Raw genomic sequence first — 16,235 nt, 5'->3', positions numbered from 1 at the left:
AAGACCGACCCGGTGCACAAGGTCACGATCATCCCGCGCGGGCGCGCGCTGGGCGTGACGATGCAGCTGCCCGAGGGCGACCGCTACAGCATGGACAAGGAGCGCATCCTGTCGACGATCTCGGTGCTGTTCGGCGGGCGCATCGCCGAGGAGGTGTTCATGAACCAGATGACCACCGGCGCGAGCAACGACTTCGAGCGCGCGACGCAGCTCGCGCGTGACATGGTGATGCGCTACGGGATGAGCGACGAGCTGGGGCCCATGGTCTACGCCGAGAACGAAGGCGAGGTGTTCCTCGGCCGAAGCATCACCAAGCAGGTGAACATGTCCGAGGCGACGATGCAGAAGGTCGATCGGGAGGTGCGCCGGATCATCGACGAGCAGTACGCCGCGGCGCGCAAGCTCATCGAGGACAACCAGGACAAGATGCACGCGATGGCTCAGGCGCTGCTCGAGTGGGAGACGATCGACGGCGAGCAGATCGAGGACATCATGGGCGGCAAGCCACCGCGGCCGCCGAAGGACTGGACGCCGTCGACGCCGCGCAGCGGCAGCGGCGGCGCGCCGCCGGTGAACACCGACGGCGCACCGGCCACGGCCTGAGCGGCGTCGGGCGCACCACGACGACGGGGCTGAGGCCCCGTTTCTTCGTCGCGGACCCTCCGAAGCGATGACACCCCCCGTCTGGCGCACCGCACGATTCGACGTCGACCTGTCGCGTCCGCGCGTGATGGGCATCGTCAACACGACGCCCGACTCGTTCTCCGACGGTGGCCTCTTCGCCGACCCGGCCGATGCCTGCGCGCACTGCGAACGCCTGCTGCGCGACGGCGCCGACCTGCTGGACATCGGCGGCGAGTCGACGCGCCCGGGCGCCGCATCGCCCACCGCCACCGAGGAACTGGCGCGCGTGCTGCCGGTGGTGCGCCATGCGGTGACGCTGGGCGTGCCGGTGTCGGTCGACACCAGCCGACCCGAAGTGATGCGCGCGGTGCTCGACGCCGGCGCCGACATCGTCAACGACGTGCGCGCGCTGCAACGCCCCGGCGCCGTCGACGCGGTCGCGATGCACCCTCGCGCCGGCGTGTGCCTGATGCACATGCGAGGCGAACCGGGATCGATGCAGCAGCAGGCGCACTACGTGGACGTGGTCGCCGAGGTCGCGGAATTCCTCGGTGCCCGCGCGCGCGCCGTCGTCGCCGCCGGCATCGGGCGCGAGCGCATCGTGCTCGATCCCGGCATCGGTTTCGCGAAGTCCGCCGAACACAACCTGGCGCTGCTGGCGCGCCAGCGCGAGCTGCTGGCCGCCGGGCTGCCGCTGCTGGTGGGCTGGTCGCGCAAGTCGACGCTCGGCGTGCTGACCGGCCGCGACCCGGGGCAGCGCGTCGCCGCGAGCGTCGCCGCGGCGCTGCTGGCCGTCGAGCGCGGCGCGTCGGTCGTGCGTGTGCACGATGTCGCGCCGACCGTCGATGCGTTGAAGGTCTGGCTCTCGGTGGCGGCGCTCGATGGCGCAGGCGCGTCGTCGGCGGGCACAATCGCCGCCTGAAACCGGTCTCGGCGGCCGGCGGGGGCTGGCTGCGGCATCGCAGTGGCCGGCGCGCGCAACTCGGAGCAGCGCAACGATGAGCAGAACCTACTTCGGCACCGACGGCATCCGCGGCACGGTCGGCCGCGCGCCGATCACGCCCGACTTCATGCTCTCGCTCGGCCATGCCGTGGGCCGCGTGCTGCGACGCGGCGCCCAACGGCCGACGGTGCTGATCGGCAAGGACACGCGCATCTCCGGCTACATGATCGAGTCGGCGCTCGAGGCCGGCTTGGCCGCCGCCGGCGTCGACGTGCTGCTGTCGGGCCCGCTGCCGACGCCGGGCGTGGCCTACCTCACGCGCGCGTTGCGGCTGGACCTGGGCGTGGTCATCAGCGCCAGCCACAACGCCTACCCCGACAACGGCGTCAAGTTCTTCTCGGCCCGGGGCGAGAAGCTGCCCGACGAGTGGGAGCGCGCGGTGGAGGAGGCGCTGGCCGAGCCGCCGCAGTGGGTCGACTCGGCCGGGCTCGGCCGGGCGCGGCGCCTGGACGACGCGCGCGGGCGCTACATCGAGTTCTGCAAGAGCACGGTGCCGCACAGCCTGTCGCTGCGCGGCATGAAGGTCGTCGTCGATGCGGCGCACGGCGCGGCGTACCACGTCGCACCCGACGTGTTCCACGAGCTCGGCGCCAGCGTCGAGACGATCGGCTGCAGTCCCGACGGCATGAACATCAACGACGGGGTCGGTGCGACCTCGCCGCAGGCGCTCGTGGCCGCCGTGGCCCGGCACGGCGCCGACTATGGCATCGCGCTCGACGGCGATGCCGACCGGCTGCAGATCGTCGACGCGCACGGGCGCCTGTACGACGGCGACGAATTGCTCTACGTGATCGCGATGGACCGGCTGGCCAAGGGACAGGCGGTGCCCGGCGTCGTGGGCACGCTGATGACCAACCTCGGCGTCGAGATGGCGCTGCGCGAGCGCGGCGTGCCGCTGGTGCGGGCGAAGGTCGGCGACCGGTACGTGCTCGAGGAACTGGTCGCGCGCGGATGGCAGCTCGGCGGCGAGGGTTCGGGGCACCTGATCGCGCTCGATCGCCACACCACCGGCGACGGCATCGTCAGCGCGCTGCAGGTGATGCAGGCGGTGCGGCGCAACGGCACGCACACCCTGGCCGAACTGCTCGCCGGGGTCGCGCTGTTCCCGCAGACGCTGATCAACGTGCGGCTGGCCGACGGCACCGACTGGCGGCGCAATCCGCGGCTGGCCGCCGAGCAGCAGGCGGTGCAGCACGAGCTGGGCGACAGCGGGCGCGTCCTGATCCGCGCGTCGGGCACCGAGCCGGTGCTGCGCGTGATGGTCGAGGCGCGCGACGCCGCGCTGGCGCAGCGCTGTGCGCAGCGCCTGGCCGACGCGGCGCGCCTCTCGGCGACTGCCACTGCGACGCTTCCCGCGGCCGCCTGAGCGCCGACGGCGCGCCCACCTGCGCCGCGCCGCCCGCCCGGCCTGCCCATGAGGGGCGCGTTCGGGCGGCAACGGCATGCGTCGCCCTGACCGACTGCCTTCCGCCGGCCACCGCCGGTGCGGTTGCGCGCGCGTCGCCCGGCAGCGTCTCGCGCCGGGAGGCGGGTCTTCACCGTTCCGTCACGACCGTGTCATCGACGGTCGAACACCGCTGCCGGGGTCCGCGGGTCGCGCCGTCGCGGCGAGGTTCCGTGACGGTGCGCCGCCGGAGTTGTCACAATCCGGTCATCGAGCGTCCCTAGCATGCGCCTGACTCGTCGTTTCGAGCCTTCCGCATTCTTCTTTCCAACGGAGTGGACGCATGACCCTCAACAAGCTCATTTCCGCGCTCGGCCTGGTCGGCTTCGGCCTGATCACGACGGCGGCGCACGCTCAGCCAGTCACGGTCGACGCCGCGTTGCCGACGTATCAGAAGGCCGCGGGCGTGTCGGGCAACTTCACCAGCGTCGGGTCGGACACGCTGAACAACCTGATGACGCTGTGGGCCGAGGAGTTCAAGCGCCTGTACCCGAACGTCAACATCCAGATCCAGGGCGCCGGGTCGTCGACGGCGCCGCCGGCGCTGACCGAAGGGGCGTCGAACTTCGGGCCGATGAGCCGGCTGATGACCGCGCGCGAGGTCGAGGCCTTCGAGAAGAAGCACGGCTACAAGCCCACCGCCGTCGGCGTCGCGATCGACGCGCTGGCCGTCTATGTCAACAAGGACAACCCGATCAAGGGCTTGAGCCTCGAGGAAGTCGACGCCGCGATGTCGGTCGGGCGCAAGTGCGGCGGCGCCGCCGACATCACCAAGTGGGGCCAGCTGGGCCTGACCGGCGAGTGGGCCAACCGCGACATCGCGATGTACGGCCGCAACTCGGTGTCCGGCACCTACGGCTTCTACAAGGAAGTGGCGCTGTGCAAGGGTGACTTCAAGCGCAACGTCGCCGAACAGCCGGGTTCGGCCTCGGTGGTGCAGAGCGTGGCCACGCAGCTGAACGCGCTGGGCTACTCGGGCATCGGCTACAAGACCTCGGGCGTGCGCGCGCTGCCGCTGTCCAAGAAGAAGGGCGAGCCCTTCGTCGAGCCGGATGCCACGCACGCGATCGACGGCACCTACCCGCTGGCTCGCGTGCTGTACGTCTACGTCAACAAGAAGCCGAACCAGCCGCTCGCCCCGCTGGAGCGCGAGTTCTTCAAGATGGTGCTGTCCAAGCAGGGCCAGGAAGTGACGATCAAGGACGGCTTCGTTCCGGTGCCCAACGCGCTGGCTCAGCGCTTCCTCGCGGCGCTGAACTGATCCGCGCGGCACTCAGGAGACGATGCCCATGAATCCCACCGTGCGCTACGGTGCGCTGCTCGCGGCCGCGGCCCTGGCCGCCGGCTGCGCCACCGCGCCAGCTCCCGCCCCGGCGCCCGCGCCGGCCCCCGCTGCTGCAGCGTCTGCGGCGCCGGCCGCCGCGCCGGTCGAGTTGTTCGTCGTGCTGCCCGACAGCGGCCGCGTGCACGCGTTCGGCGACACGAAGAACTACTTCGACTTCCTGGCCCATGGCGAAGTGGCGCTGACCCGCACGCAGGTCGGCGCCGGTCCGGGCGGCAAGACGCTGGTCTTCGGCATCACCGGCGATGACGTCAAGGCCAACAAGCCGAGCCGCGGTGAGCAGATCCTGGGCGGCAGCCTGCCGCCCGGCGACAAGTTCTACGGCGAGGTCTTCAAGGGGGGCCGCTTCTATCTGTTCGGCAACCTCAAGGACATGACCGACTTCACGGCCTTCGGCGAAGTGCCCTACAGCTACACCGAGATCGGCGCCGGGCCCAAGGGCGAGACGCTGGTCTACGTGATGAACAAGGACAGCTACGCCAAGGGCAAGCCGGCCGACCGCGCCGAGCGCTTCGAGGCGCTGCGCGTCGCGCGGAAGTAGACGCGTCGCGGCCGCCGCACCGGAGGGTGGCGACGTCGCGTCGCCACCCTCGCTTCACGTCAGATCGGGCCATCTCCGATGAACTCCGCCAGTCAGACCTCCACCGCCCTCAGCGTCAATGCCGCGATGGGCCGTCGGCTCCTGACCGACAGCTTCTTCAAGCACACCATGACGGTGGGCGGCATCAGCGTCATCGTCGCGGTCTCGGCGATCTTCTTCTACCTCGCCAGCGTGGTCGTGCCGCTGTTCATGGCGCCGTCGGTCGACAAGCGCAGCCAGTACGCCGTGCCCGGCGGCGGACAGGCGACGCTGGCCTACACCGGCGAGGAGCAGCGGGAGATCGGCTCCCGCGTCGGCACCCAGGGATCGGTCACCTTCTTCCGCTTCGACAGCGGCGAGGTGCTGTCGGAGACGCTGCTGCCGGTACCCGCCGGCGTCGAGGTGACCAGCGCCGCGGTCGGCGAGCGGCGCAGCTACAGCCAGGGCTTCGGTCTCTCGGACGGTCGCGTGATACTGGCCAAGCAGGGCTTCGCCGTCAGCTATCCGAACAACCGGCGCCTGATCACGCCGGAGCTCAGCTACCCGCTCGGCGAGCAGCCGCTCGTGGTCGATCCACGCGGACAGCCGATCCGGCTGCTCGGTGTCCAGCAGTCCGACGACGGGTCGACGATCGCCGCGCTGACGGTGGACGGACGCCTGCTGGTGTCGGCGGTGAACGTCACGACGAATCCGATCACGGGCGAGGCCAAGAGCGAGGTCCAGCAGAGCGAGATCTCGCCGGTGCCGGCGGGCGTGCGTCAGCTCTACATCGAGTCGAAGCAGCGCGAGCTCTATGTGCTTCACGGCGACCGCAGCCTGGCGCGCTACGACATCTCGAACAAGACGGCGCCGCGGCTGCTCGAGACCGTGGAGATCGCGCCGGCCGGCCAGCGCGTGACCGCGCTGGCGATGCTCAGCGGTGGCTTCTCGCTGATCGTCGGCACCGACCGGGGCGAACTGGCGCAGTGGTTCCCGGTGCGCGTCGAGGGCACGACCTTCGCGTTGAAGCGCATCCGTGGCTTCGATCCCATGCCCGCCGCGGTGACCGCGCTGGCGCCGGAGTTTTTCCGCAAGGGCTTCATCGTCGGTGACGCCCAGGGCCATCTCGGGAGCTACTTCGCGACCTCGCAGCGCCTGCTGTTCCGCGAGAGGCTCAGCGACCAGCCGCTGGTGGCGCTGGGCGTGCCTCCGCGCGGCAACGGCTATCTCGCGCAGGACCAGGCCGGGCGCGTCTACTCGGCGGCGGTGGAGAACCACTACCCCGAGGTCTCCTTCTCGGCGCTGTGGCAGAAGGTCTGGTACGAGAGCTACGAGGAGCCCGACTACGTCTGGCAGTCGTCGGCGGCGAACGCCGACTTCGAACCCAAGTTCAGCCTCGCGCCGCTGACCTACGGCACGATCAAGGCCGCGGCCTACGCGATGGCGATTTCGGTGCCGCTGGCGATCCTGGGCGCGATCTTCACCGCCTACTTCATGTCGTCGCGCATGCGCACCGTCGTCAAGCCGACGATCGAGGTGATGGAGGCGCTGCCCACGGTGGTGCTGGGGTTCCTGGCCGGCCTGTGGCTGGCGCCGCTGGTGGAGAACAACCTCGCCGGCGTGCTGCTGTCGATCTTGCTGCTGCCGGCGTCGATGATCCTGGCGGCCTATGTCTGGCACCTGATGCCCGCCGCGATCAAGGACCGCGTCGCGCCCGGCTGGGAGGCGGCGCTGCTGATGCCGGTGCTGGTGTTCGTGGTCTGGCTGACTTTCCAGATCGGCCACCCGATCGAAGCGGCCTTCTTCGGCGGCGACATGCCGAACTGGCTGAGCAACGAGCTCGGCATCAAGTACGAGCAGCGCAACTCGCTGGTGGTCGGCATCGCGATGGGCTTCGCCGTCACGCCGACCATCTTCTCGATCGCCGAGGACGCGATCTTCTCGGTGCCGAAGTCGCTCACCTCCGGCTCGCTGGCTCTCGGCGCCACGCCCTGGCAGACGCTGATGGGCGTCGTGCTGCTGACCGCCAGCCCGGGCATCTTCTCGGCCGTGATGATCGGCCTGGGGCGCGCCGTCGGCGAGACCATGATCGTGCTGATGGCCACCGGCAACACCGCGGTGATGGACTTCAGCATCTTCACGGGTTTCCGCACCCTGTCGGCCAACATCGGCGTCGAGATGCCGGAGGCCGGCGTCGGCGAGACCCACTACCGCCTGCTGTTCCTGTCGGCGCTGGTGTTGTTCGCCTTCACGTTCTTCGTCAACACGCTCGCCGAGCTGGTACGCCAGCGCCTGCGCGAAAAGTACCAGACCATCTGAGCTGCGAGGAGCACGAGCGTGCGTGATTGGTTCAAATCGGGCTCGCCCTGGATCTGGCTGACCGCGGGCGCCGTGGCGGCCGCCGTGCTGGCGGTGGCCGGCGTGATGGCGCTGACCGCGCTGCGCGGGCTGGGGCACTTCTGGCCCAAGCCGGTGGCCGAGACCACCTTCAAGGAGCGCGACGGCAGCGTGATCGGCCTCATCGGCGAGCTGCGCGAACGCGAGGAAGTGGCCGTGCGCCGCCTGCGCGAGGCCGGCTTCGACATCCCCGGCGAAGCGCTCTTCGCCGAGCGGGTGCTGGTCAAGATGGGCAACCGCGATGTCACCGGGGCGGACTTCCGCTGGTTCCCGCTGCCGCTGCTGGGCGAGGTCAAGTACCCGAAGGACATCGTGACGATCGAGCGGCGCGAGTGGGGCAACTTCTACGGCCACCTGGTCGCCGTCAAGGAGAACGGCCAGGTCGTGGCCAGCGGCGAGGCCGCCTGGCCGGAACTGAGCCGGCGCGTCGAGCGCGCCAACGACCTCTTCAACCAGATCTACCGCATCGAGAAGAACGACATCGGCAGGATCAACTACGCGCTCGAGCAGCTGCGGCTGCAGGCGCGAAAGCTGGAGCTCAAGGGCCAGTTGACCGAGGACCGCAACGCCGACTTCGCACGGCAGCGCGAGGCGCTGAACGCGCAGTTCGGTCAGCTGCAGGAGAAGATCGGCGTCCTGCGTCAGGAGATCGGCCGCGACACGCTGGTCGGGCGCGTGATGGACGGCCAGGAGGTCGAGGTCAAGCTGGCGCTGGTGGCCGACGTCTACCGGGCCAACGACATGGGCCTGTTCGACAAGATCGGGCACTACGTGAAGAAGCTCGGCGAGTTCGTCTGGGACGACCCGCGCGAGGCCAACACCGAGGGTGGCATCTTCCCGGCGATCTTCGGCACCGTGCTGATGGTGCTGCTGATGGCGGTGATGGTCACGCCGCTGGGCATCATGGCCGCCATCTACATGCGCGAATACGCCAGGCAGGGGCCGCTGATCCGGGTCATCCGCGTGTCGGTGAACAACCTCGCCGGCGTGCCGTCCATCGTCTACGGCGTGTTCGGCCTGGGCTTCTTCGTCTACTTCCTCGGCGGCAACATCGATCAGCTGTTCTTCCCCGAGGCGTTGCCTGCGCCCACCTTCGGCAGCCCCGGGCTGCTGTGGGCCTCGCTGACGCTGGCGATCCTGACGCTGCCGGTGGTCATCGTCGCCACCGAGGAGGGGCTGGCACGCGTGCCGCGGTCGGTGCGCGAAGGCAGCCTCGCGCTGGGCGCGACCAAGGCCGAGACGCTGTGGCGCACCGTGCTGCCGATGGCGAGCCCGGCGATGATGACCGGTCTCATCCTGGCGGTGGCGCGTGCGGCCGGCGAGGTGGCCCCGTTGATGCTGGTCGGCGTGGTCAAGCTGGCGCCCACGCTGCCGCTGGACGGCAACTTCCCGTTCCTGCACCTCGAGCGCAAGTTCATGCACCTGGGCTTCCACATCTACGACGTCGGCTTCCAGAGCCCGAACGTCGAGGCCGCGCGCCCGTTGGTCTACGCCACGGCGCTGCTGCTGGTCGTCGTGATCATGGTGCTCAACCTCGCCGCGATCCGCCTGCGCAACCGACTGCGCGAGAAGTTCCGCGGGCTCGACAACGTCTGATGCGCGTGCCGCCCACCCCGTACACAATGCGATCGAATCGAGGAATCCGATGACTGCCATGACGCAAACCGCCGCGCCGCGCATGACCATCGAGACCGAGGTGCCGGCGTCGGCACGCCCCGTCAGGCCGTTGGCCGACCTGGAGGTCGCCGTCTCGGTGCAGAACGTCAACCTGTTCTACGGCGATAAGCAGGCGCTGTACGACGTCAGCCTGGACATCCCGCGCAGCCACGTGGTTGCGTTCATCGGTCCCAGCGGCTGCGGCAAGTCCACGTTGCTGCGCTGCTTCAACCGCATGAACGATCTGGTGGACAACTGCCGCGTCGAGGGCCAGATCACGATCGACGGCAAGAACATCTACGACCGCAGCATCAACGTCGCGCAACTGCGCCGGCGCGTTGGCATGGTGTTCCAGAAGCCGAACCCGTTCCCGAAGTCGATCTACGAGAACGTGGCCTACGGGCTGCGCCTGCTCGGGGTGAGGAACCGCGCCCAGCTCGACGAGACGGTGGAACGCGCGCTGAAGCAGGCCGCGCTGTGGGACGAGGTCAAGGACCGTCTGGACGTCAGCGGGCTGAGCCTGTCCGGTGGCCAGCAGCAGCGCCTGGTGATCGCGCGCGCGGTGGCGCTGGAGCCCGAAGTGCTGCTGCTGGACGAGCCCTGCTCGGCGCTCGACCCGATCTCCACCGCCAAGGTCGAGGAACTGCTGCACGAGCTGAAGCACAAGTACACCATCGTGATCGTCACGCACAACATGCAGCAGGCCGCCCGCGTCTCGGACTTCACCGCCTACATGTACCTGGGCAAGCTGATCGAGTACAGCCCGACGAGCGAGCTGTTCATGAAGCCGCTGCGCAAGGAAACCGAGGACTACATCACCGGCCGCTTCGGCTGAGGCGGCCGTCGAGGAGACCCACGATGAACGACAAACACATCTCCAGCCAGTTCGATGCCGACCTCCGCGACGTGTCCACGCGCGTGCTCGAGATGGGCGGCCTCGCCGAGTCGCAGGTCGCGCAGGCCATGTACGCGCTGGCGAACTTCAGCGGCGAGACCGCGACGCAGGTGCTGCAGCAGGAGGACCGCATCAACCACATGGAGGTGGAGATCGACACGCTGATGCAGCGCATCATCGCGACGCGCCAGCCGGCGGCGATCGACCTGCGTCTGCTGATCGCGATCTCCAAGGCCAGCGCCAACCTCGAGCGCGTCGGCGACGAGGCGGCGCGCATCGCGCGCACCGTGCAGCGGCTGATCAACACCGGCGTGTCGAGCCGGCTGCGCCTGCCGGTGGCCGACCTGCAGTTCGAGTGCGAGCTCGCGTGCACGCAGCTGCGCAAGGCGCTCGACGCGTTCGCGCGCCTGGACCCTGCCGCCGCGCTCGAGGTGCTCAAGCACGACGACCAGATCGACCAGGAGTTCGACGGCCTGCTGCGCAAGCTGATCACCTACATGATGGAAGACCCGCGCATGATCTCGTCGAGCATCGACCTGGTGTTCGTCGCCAAGGCCATCGAGCGCGTCGGCGACCACGCGAAGAACCTCGCCGAAGCGGTGATCTACGTCGTCAAGGGCACCGACGTGCGTCACGTCGCGCTCGCCGACGTCGAGACCGCGGTGCGCTGAACGGGAGCGGCATGATGCGGGGGGGTCGTCGATGAGCCGTGTGCTGGTCGTCGAGGACGAGTCGGCGATCGCCGAGCTCATCTCGATCAACCTGCGCCACGCGGGCTACGAGGTGACGCTGGCCGCCAGCGCCGACCAGGCTCGCGCGGCCGTCGACGCGGTGCTGCCCGACCTGGTGCTGCTCGACTGGATGCTGCCCGGCCAGTCGGGGCTGGCGCTGGCCAAGCAGTGGCGCGCCGTGGCGCGCACGCGCGAGCTGCCGATCATCATGCTCACGGCGCGCAGCGACGAGGCCGACAAGATCGGTGGCCTCGACGCCGGCGCCGACGACTACCTGACCAAGCCGTTCTCCACCAAGGAGCTGCTCGCGCGCATCCGCGCGGTGCTGCGGCGCAAGGTACCCGAGGCGCTGGACAGCGCGGTCGAGGCGGGGGGTCTCAGGCTCGACCCGGCGACGCGGCGAGTCGCCCGGGTCGGCACCGACGGCGTGCGCGAGGTCAAGGTCGGGCCCACCGAATTCCGGCTGCTGCACTTCTTCATGACGCATCCGGAGCGCGTGCACAGCCGCGCGCAGCTGCTCGACCGCGTGTGGGGCGACCACGTGTTCATCGAGGAGCGCACCGTCGACGTGCACGTCAAGCGGCTGCGCGAGGCGCTGCAGCCGGTGCAGTGCGCGACGCTGATCGAGACCGTGCGCGGCGCCGGCTACCGCTTCGCGCCACAACCCGGCGGCGCACCGTGACGGCGTCGCGCTGACCGATGCCCTGGCTGCTGCCCCGCGTCGTCGCGGTGGTGCTGGCAATGCTCGCCGGCACCGCGCTGGGGGCGCTGGCGGGTGGCTGGCTCGACGCGCGTGCGGCCGGCATGGCGCTGGGCGGCGCCACCGGCGTGATGCTCGCCGCGACGCTCGACACGCTGCGCGCGCAGCGGCTGCTCGCCTGGCTTCGCGGCAGCCAGGACGCGCAGGCGCCGGTCGAACCCGGCTTCTGGGGCGAGCTCGGCTACCGCGTCGAGCGGCTGCTGCGCTCGCGCGACAAGGCCATCGAGGCCGAGCGCCTGCGGTTGCAGCAGTTCCTGTCGGCGATCGAGGCCTCGCCCAACGGCGTGCTGCTGCTCGACGGCGACGAGCAGATCGCGTGGTGCAATTCGGTGGCCGCGATGCACTTCGGGCTCGACCCGGCGCGCGACCGCGGGCAGCGGCTGACGCACCTGGTGCGCGCGCCGGCCTTCGTCGCGCACCTGCAGCTCGGCAGCTACGACCAGCCGGTGGTGTTCACCGCGCCGCCGGGGCGGCAGACGCTGTCGGTGCTGGTGCGCCGCTACGGCGAGGGCATGAAGCTGGTGCTGTCGCAGGACATCACCGAGCGCGAGCGCACCGAGGCGATGCGCCGCGACTTCGTCGCCAACGTCTCGCACGAGATGCGCACGCCGCTGACGGTGCTCGCCGGCTTCGTCGAGACGCTGGCCACGCTGCCGCTGACCGAGGTCGAGCGTCGCCGCGTGCTGCAGCTGATGGAGCAGCAGACCACGCGCATGCAGACGCTGATCGACGACCTGCTGACGCTGGCGCAGCTCGAGGGCAGCCCGCGCCCGACGGTCGAGCGCTGGATCCGCGTCGACGAACTGCTCGCGCGCGTGCGCGCCGACGGCGAGGCGCTGTCGGCCGGGCGGCACCAGATCACGCTGCACGCAGCGCCCGACGGCGAGGTCGCCGGCAGCCTGGAAGAACTGATCAGCGCGGTGGGCAACCTGGTGAGCAACGCGGTGCGCTACACGCCCGAGGGCGGGCGCATCGGGCTGCGCTGGCGCGTGCGCGAAGACGGCGCCGGCGAGATCGTCGTCAGCGACACCGGCATCGGCATCGCTCGCGAGCACCTGCCGCGGCTGACCGAACGCTTCTACCGCATCGACGGCAGCCGCTCGCGCGAGACCGGCGGCACCGGGCTGGGCCTGTCGATCGTCAAGCACGTCGTGCAGCGCCACGGCGGCGAGCTCGACATCGGCAGCGAGCCGGGCCAGGGATCGTCGTTTCGCATCGTGCTGCCGGCGCTGCGCGTGCGGGGGCACGGCCACGGCGGCGACGCGGCACGGCCGGCCGAAGACGCCGCGGGCTGACGCCGGGCGCGCCGGCAGCCGGCCCGGTCGGCGCCGCGGCGCTTCGTTCAGCGCGGTGCGGCGCCGCCGCGCCGCAGCACCAGCGTGCCCCCCTGGCGCTCGGTCGGCCGCAGCACGCGCGCGACCACGGTCCAGCCGGGCGGGGCGGCCGCGCTGCCGGCATCGGGTCGCAGCAGCATCCAGTCGCAGCCGCCGGCGTCGGTGGTCGGCCGCGCGTCGACGCGCCAGCGGCCGAAGTGCTCGAGCGCGGCGGCCGCGGCGCGGCCGATGTCGGGCGCGGCCACGCAGGCGCCAGGCGGCACGTGGCGCGCGATGCGCGCGACCCAGGGACGGTCGCTGCGCGCGTAGTCGAGCACCGGCAGCAGCAGCGTCATCACCAGCAGCCACAGCAGCGCGACGCCGCCGGCCGGCAGCACCAGGCTCTTCCACAGCGCCGCCTGGTGACGCGCGGTGCGCCAGCGCACGAGCCACAGCCAGGCCAGCGTGCCCAGCACCGCCGCGGCCAGCGCCGGCGCCGAGAAGCTCGGCACGAATCCGCTGGCGAGCTTGGCCACGTTGGCAGCGGGCTTGGCCGGCACGCCGGTGTGCATCGACGCGTAGACCACCCACACCGCGATCGCCCCGGCGCTGAAGAAGAACACCGAGAACCAGTCGATCGCCGCCGCCGCGCTGCGCCCGAGCGTGGGCAGCGCGAAGGCCGCGAGCACCGCGACGCCGGGCAGGCCGAGCATCAGCGCGCGGTCCGACCCGCCGGTGGCGACGCTGGCCGCCAGCGCGACGAGCGCCAGCGACAGCGGCACCGCGATGTGCCGGTTGAACAGGTGGTGGCGCCAGCGCCACACGGTCCACAGCGCGAGCAGCCACGCCGGCCACAGGAACCACAGCCACAGCCGGCCGAGCTGGAACAGCTGCGCGATGTCGGCGCCGAAGCGCCAGCGCCAGTCCCAGGTGTGCAGCGCCGCCGCGACGGCCAGCGCGGCCAGCGCCGACGCCGCGATCCACGGCGCGAAGGCGCGCACCTGCGCATACGCCGAGCGCAGCGCGATGGCCATCCCGATGGCGCCGATCGCCAGCGCGATGCCCGGCGCACCGGCCGCGGCCAGCAGCGGCAGCGCCGCCAGCGCGGCGGCACGCGCGCGCCAGCGCCTGAACGGTGCCGCCGCGAGCGCCCACTGGAACAGCGCGACCGCGGCCAGCTGCATCAGCTCGGGCGTGGTCTCGTGGCCGAGCTGCAGCAGCCCCAGCGTGGCGATCAGCGCGAGCAGCGCGCCGTCGGCCATCGCACGCGCGTACTGCACCGGCTCGGCCTCGCCGCCGAACGCGAACGCGACCGGCTGCGCCGCCTCGGTGCGCGCGAGGTGGAACATCGCGTACCACACCAGCGCCAGCGTCAGCGCCAGCAGCAGCGCGAACGGCAGCCGGGCGGCGAGCTCGGCGTCGATCCCGGGTGCGAGCAGCGCGATGGCGGCCGCACCCAGCCAGTGCGGCAGCAGCGCGCTGTCCGGCGGCAGCTGGCCCACCGTCGGCGCGAGCCAGGGCGTGCGGCCCTCGGCCATCGCGACCATGTGGCCGAACGCGGCGACGTCGGCGCTGCGCCAGGGATCGCGTGCGAACACCCCCGGCAGCACGTAGGCCGCACAGAACAGCAGCAGCGCCCAGCGTGGCAGCCGCTGCGCGGCGCGCTGCGTGACGAGGGCCGGGGTGGGGCCGTGGCTCACGCCGCGATGATGCCGCGCCCGTCGCGCGCCACGCGCCGGGCAGCAAAAAGGGCAGCCGCGGCTGCCCCTTCGATGCGGCGTGCGCGCGCCGTCACTTCTTCAGATGCGCGAACTTGTTGCGGAACTTCTCGACGCGACCGCCGAGGTTGTCGACGCTCTTCTGCGTGCCGGTGTAGAAGGGGTGCGATTCGCTGGTCGTCTCGAGCTTGATCAGCGGCAACTCGCGGCCGTCGTCCATCTTGACGGTCTCCTTCGTCGACGCGCAGGAACGCGTGACGAACTTGAAGCCGTTGGACAGGTCGACGAAGCACACGTCGCGGTAGTTGGGGTGGATGCCTTCTTTCATGCGGGAAGCCCTCGGCGCTGGTGATGCGGTAGCCACGTCGACCCATTCGACGCACTTGCCCCAAGCGGAAAACCGCGGATTATAGATGCGCGGCTCAGCCGCCGCGGCGCATCATGTCGAAGAAGTCGAGGTTGCTCTTGCTCTGCTTCATCTTGTCGAGCACAAACTCCATCGCCTCGATCTCGTCCATGTTGTACAGCAGCTTGCGCAGGATCCAGGTCTTCTGCAGGATCTCCGGCTTGAGCAGCAGCTCCTCGCGGCGGGTGCCCGACTTGTTGATCAGGATCGACGGGTAGACGCGCTTCTCGGCCATGCGGCGGTCGAGGTGGATCTCGCAGTTGCCGGTGCCCTTGAACTCCTCGTAGATCACCTCGTCCATGCGGCTGCCGGTGTCGATCAGCGCGGTGCCGATGATGGTCAGGCTGCCGCCTTCCTCGACGTTGCGCGCCGCGCCGAAGAAGCGCTTCGGGCGCTGCAGCGCGTTGGCGTCGACGCCGCCGGTGAGCACCTTGCCGCTGCTGGGCAGCACGTTGTTGTAGGCGCGCGCCAGCCGCGTGATCGAGTCGAGCAGGATCACGACGTCCTTTTTCAACTCGACGAGGCGCTTGGCGCGCTCGATCACCATCTCGGCCACCTGCACGTGGCGCGCGGCGGGTTCGTCGAAGGTCGAGCTGATGACCTCGCCGCGCACCGTGCGCTGCATCTCGGTCACCTCTTCCGGACGCTCGTCGACCAGCAGCACGATCAGGTGCACGTCGGGGTAGTTGCCCACCAGCGCGTGCGCGATGTGCTGCATCATCATCGTCTTGCCGGTCTTGGGCTGCGCGACGAGCAGCGCGCGCTGGCCTTTGCCGATCGGCGCGACGAGGTCGATGATGCGGCTGGTGATGTTCTCGTCGACCTTCAGGTTGTCGCGTTCGAGCCTGAACTGTTCCTTCGGGAACAGCGGCGTCAGGTTCTCGAACATGATCTTGTGCTTGTTCTCCTCGGGCGTCAGGCCGTTGACGCGGTCGACCTTGACCAGCGCGAAGTAGCGCTCGCCGTCCTTGGGCACGCGCACCTCGCCCTCGATCATGTCGCCGGTGTGCAGGTTGAAGCGGCGGATCTGGCTGGGCGACAGGTAGATGTCGTCGGTCGACGCCATGTAGCTGGCCTCGATCGAGCGCAGGAAGCCGAAGCCGTCGGGCAGCACCTCGAGCACGCCGTCGCCGAAGACCTGCTCGCCGGCCTTGGCGCGCTTCTTCATGATCGCGAACATCAGCTCCTGCTTGCGCAGGCGGCTGACGTTGTCGATCTCCAGCGCCTCGCCCATCTTGATGAGCTCGGAGACGTGCTGCGCTTTCAGTTCGGACAGGTGCATGGGAGTGATCCCTGGTGGCAAGACGAACCGGGCGATCGGATGACCGCCGTCGACGCGCCCCGATGGCTGGGGCGCGGCGCACCCGTTCAGCGGGTCGTGGCCGGG

The 16,235-nt window shown here is 70.3% G+C and carries 13 protein-coding genes and 1 pseudogene; 11 read left to right on the top strand and 3 right to left on the bottom strand.

Translation table 11 applies throughout. The features are described from left to right. The 11 genes and pseudogenes from PKC53_RS07955 to phoR form a co-directional block, all read left to right on the top strand. Window positions 1-603 (top strand): annotated as a pseudogene (locus PKC53_RS07955) (cell division protein FtsH); the annotation flags it as partial. A gap of 67 nt (window positions 604-670) precedes the next feature. Next, window positions 671-1,546: a dihydropteroate synthase gene (folP, locus tag PKC53_RS07950; RefSeq protein ID WP_324427904.1), complete on the top strand. Its 876-nt coding sequence runs from the start codon at window positions 671-673 to the stop codon at window positions 1,544-1,546. A 76-nt stretch (window positions 1,547-1,622) separates the two neighbouring features. After that, window positions 1,623-2,993 (top strand): phosphoglucosamine mutase, encoded by a 1,371-nt coding sequence (glmM, locus tag PKC53_RS07945; RefSeq protein WP_324427902.1) that lies wholly within the window; start codon window positions 1,623-1,625, stop codon window positions 2,991-2,993. 361 nt (window positions 2,994-3,354) lie between these two features. After that, window positions 3,355-4,332, top strand: a complete 978-nt coding sequence (locus PKC53_RS07940; protein WP_324427900.1) for a phosphate ABC transporter substrate-binding protein PstS family protein — start codon at window positions 3,355-3,357, stop codon at window positions 4,330-4,332. A 28-nt stretch (window positions 4,333-4,360) separates the two neighbouring features. Beyond that, complete coding sequence (locus PKC53_RS07935) at window positions 4,361-4,954, top strand: hypothetical protein (RefSeq protein ID WP_324427897.1); 594 nt, start codon at window positions 4,361-4,363, stop codon at window positions 4,952-4,954. A 126-nt stretch (window positions 4,955-5,080) separates the two neighbouring features. Further along, window positions 5,081-7,291 carry an ABC transporter permease subunit gene (locus PKC53_RS07930; RefSeq protein ID WP_324427895.1) on the top strand — a complete coding sequence of 737 codons (2,211 nt, stop codon included), beginning with the start codon at window positions 5,081-5,083 and terminating at the stop codon, window positions 7,289-7,291. Between the two features lie 18 nt (window positions 7,292-7,309). Beyond that, a complete protein-coding gene (pstA, locus tag PKC53_RS07925; RefSeq protein WP_324427893.1) occupies window positions 7,310-8,965 on the top strand; it encodes a phosphate ABC transporter permease PstA in 1,656 nt (551 codons plus the stop codon). 82 nt (window positions 8,966-9,047) lie between these two features. After that, complete coding sequence (gene pstB / locus PKC53_RS07920; RefSeq protein ID WP_324427910.1) at window positions 9,048-9,860, top strand: phosphate ABC transporter ATP-binding protein PstB; 813 nt, start codon at window positions 9,048-9,050, stop codon at window positions 9,858-9,860. A 23-nt stretch (window positions 9,861-9,883) separates the two neighbouring features. Beyond that, window positions 9,884-10,591, top strand: coding sequence for a phosphate signaling complex protein PhoU (phoU, locus tag PKC53_RS07915; RefSeq protein ID WP_324427890.1), 708 nt, complete (start codon window positions 9,884-9,886; stop codon window positions 10,589-10,591). A 31-nt stretch (window positions 10,592-10,622) separates the two neighbouring features. After that, on the top strand, window positions 10,623-11,333 hold the full coding sequence (gene phoB, locus PKC53_RS07910) for a phosphate regulon transcriptional regulator PhoB (RefSeq protein WP_324427888.1): 711 nt from the start codon (window positions 10,623-10,625) through the stop codon (window positions 11,331-11,333). Window positions 11,334-11,350: 17 nt separating this feature from the next. Beyond that, window positions 11,351-12,706 (top strand): phosphate regulon sensor histidine kinase PhoR, encoded by a 1,356-nt coding sequence (phoR, locus tag PKC53_RS07905; protein WP_324427886.1) that lies wholly within the window; start codon window positions 11,351-11,353, stop codon window positions 12,704-12,706. A gap of 47 nt (window positions 12,707-12,753) precedes the next feature. On the opposite strand, the gene PKC53_RS07900 is transcribed toward phoR, so the two are convergent. From PKC53_RS07900 to rho, 3 genes are all read right to left on the bottom strand, one after another. Then, complete coding sequence (locus PKC53_RS07900; protein WP_324427884.1) at window positions 12,754-14,424, bottom strand: hypothetical protein; 1,671 nt, start codon at window positions 14,422-14,424, stop codon at window positions 12,754-12,756. Window positions 14,425-14,515: 91 nt separating this feature from the next. After that, window positions 14,516-14,770 (bottom strand): type B 50S ribosomal protein L31, encoded by a 255-nt coding sequence (locus tag PKC53_RS07895; protein WP_324427882.1) that lies wholly within the window; start codon window positions 14,768-14,770, stop codon window positions 14,516-14,518. Window positions 14,771-14,864: 94 nt separating this feature from the next. Next, the gene (gene rho / locus PKC53_RS07890) at window positions 14,865-16,130 is read right to left on the bottom strand and encodes a transcription termination factor Rho (protein WP_324427880.1); all 1,266 of its coding nucleotides are present in this window, start codon (window positions 16,128-16,130) and stop codon (window positions 14,865-14,867) included. Window positions 16,131-16,235 lie beyond the last annotated feature (105 nt).

Source organism: Azohydromonas sp. (genome assembly GCF_035325925.1).
Lineage (GTDB): Bacteria > Pseudomonadota > Gammaproteobacteria > Burkholderiales > Burkholderiaceae_C > Calidifontimicrobium.
The sequence above is the reverse complement of the archived record's forward strand: the minus strand, read 5'-3'. Positions and strand labels throughout refer to the sequence as shown.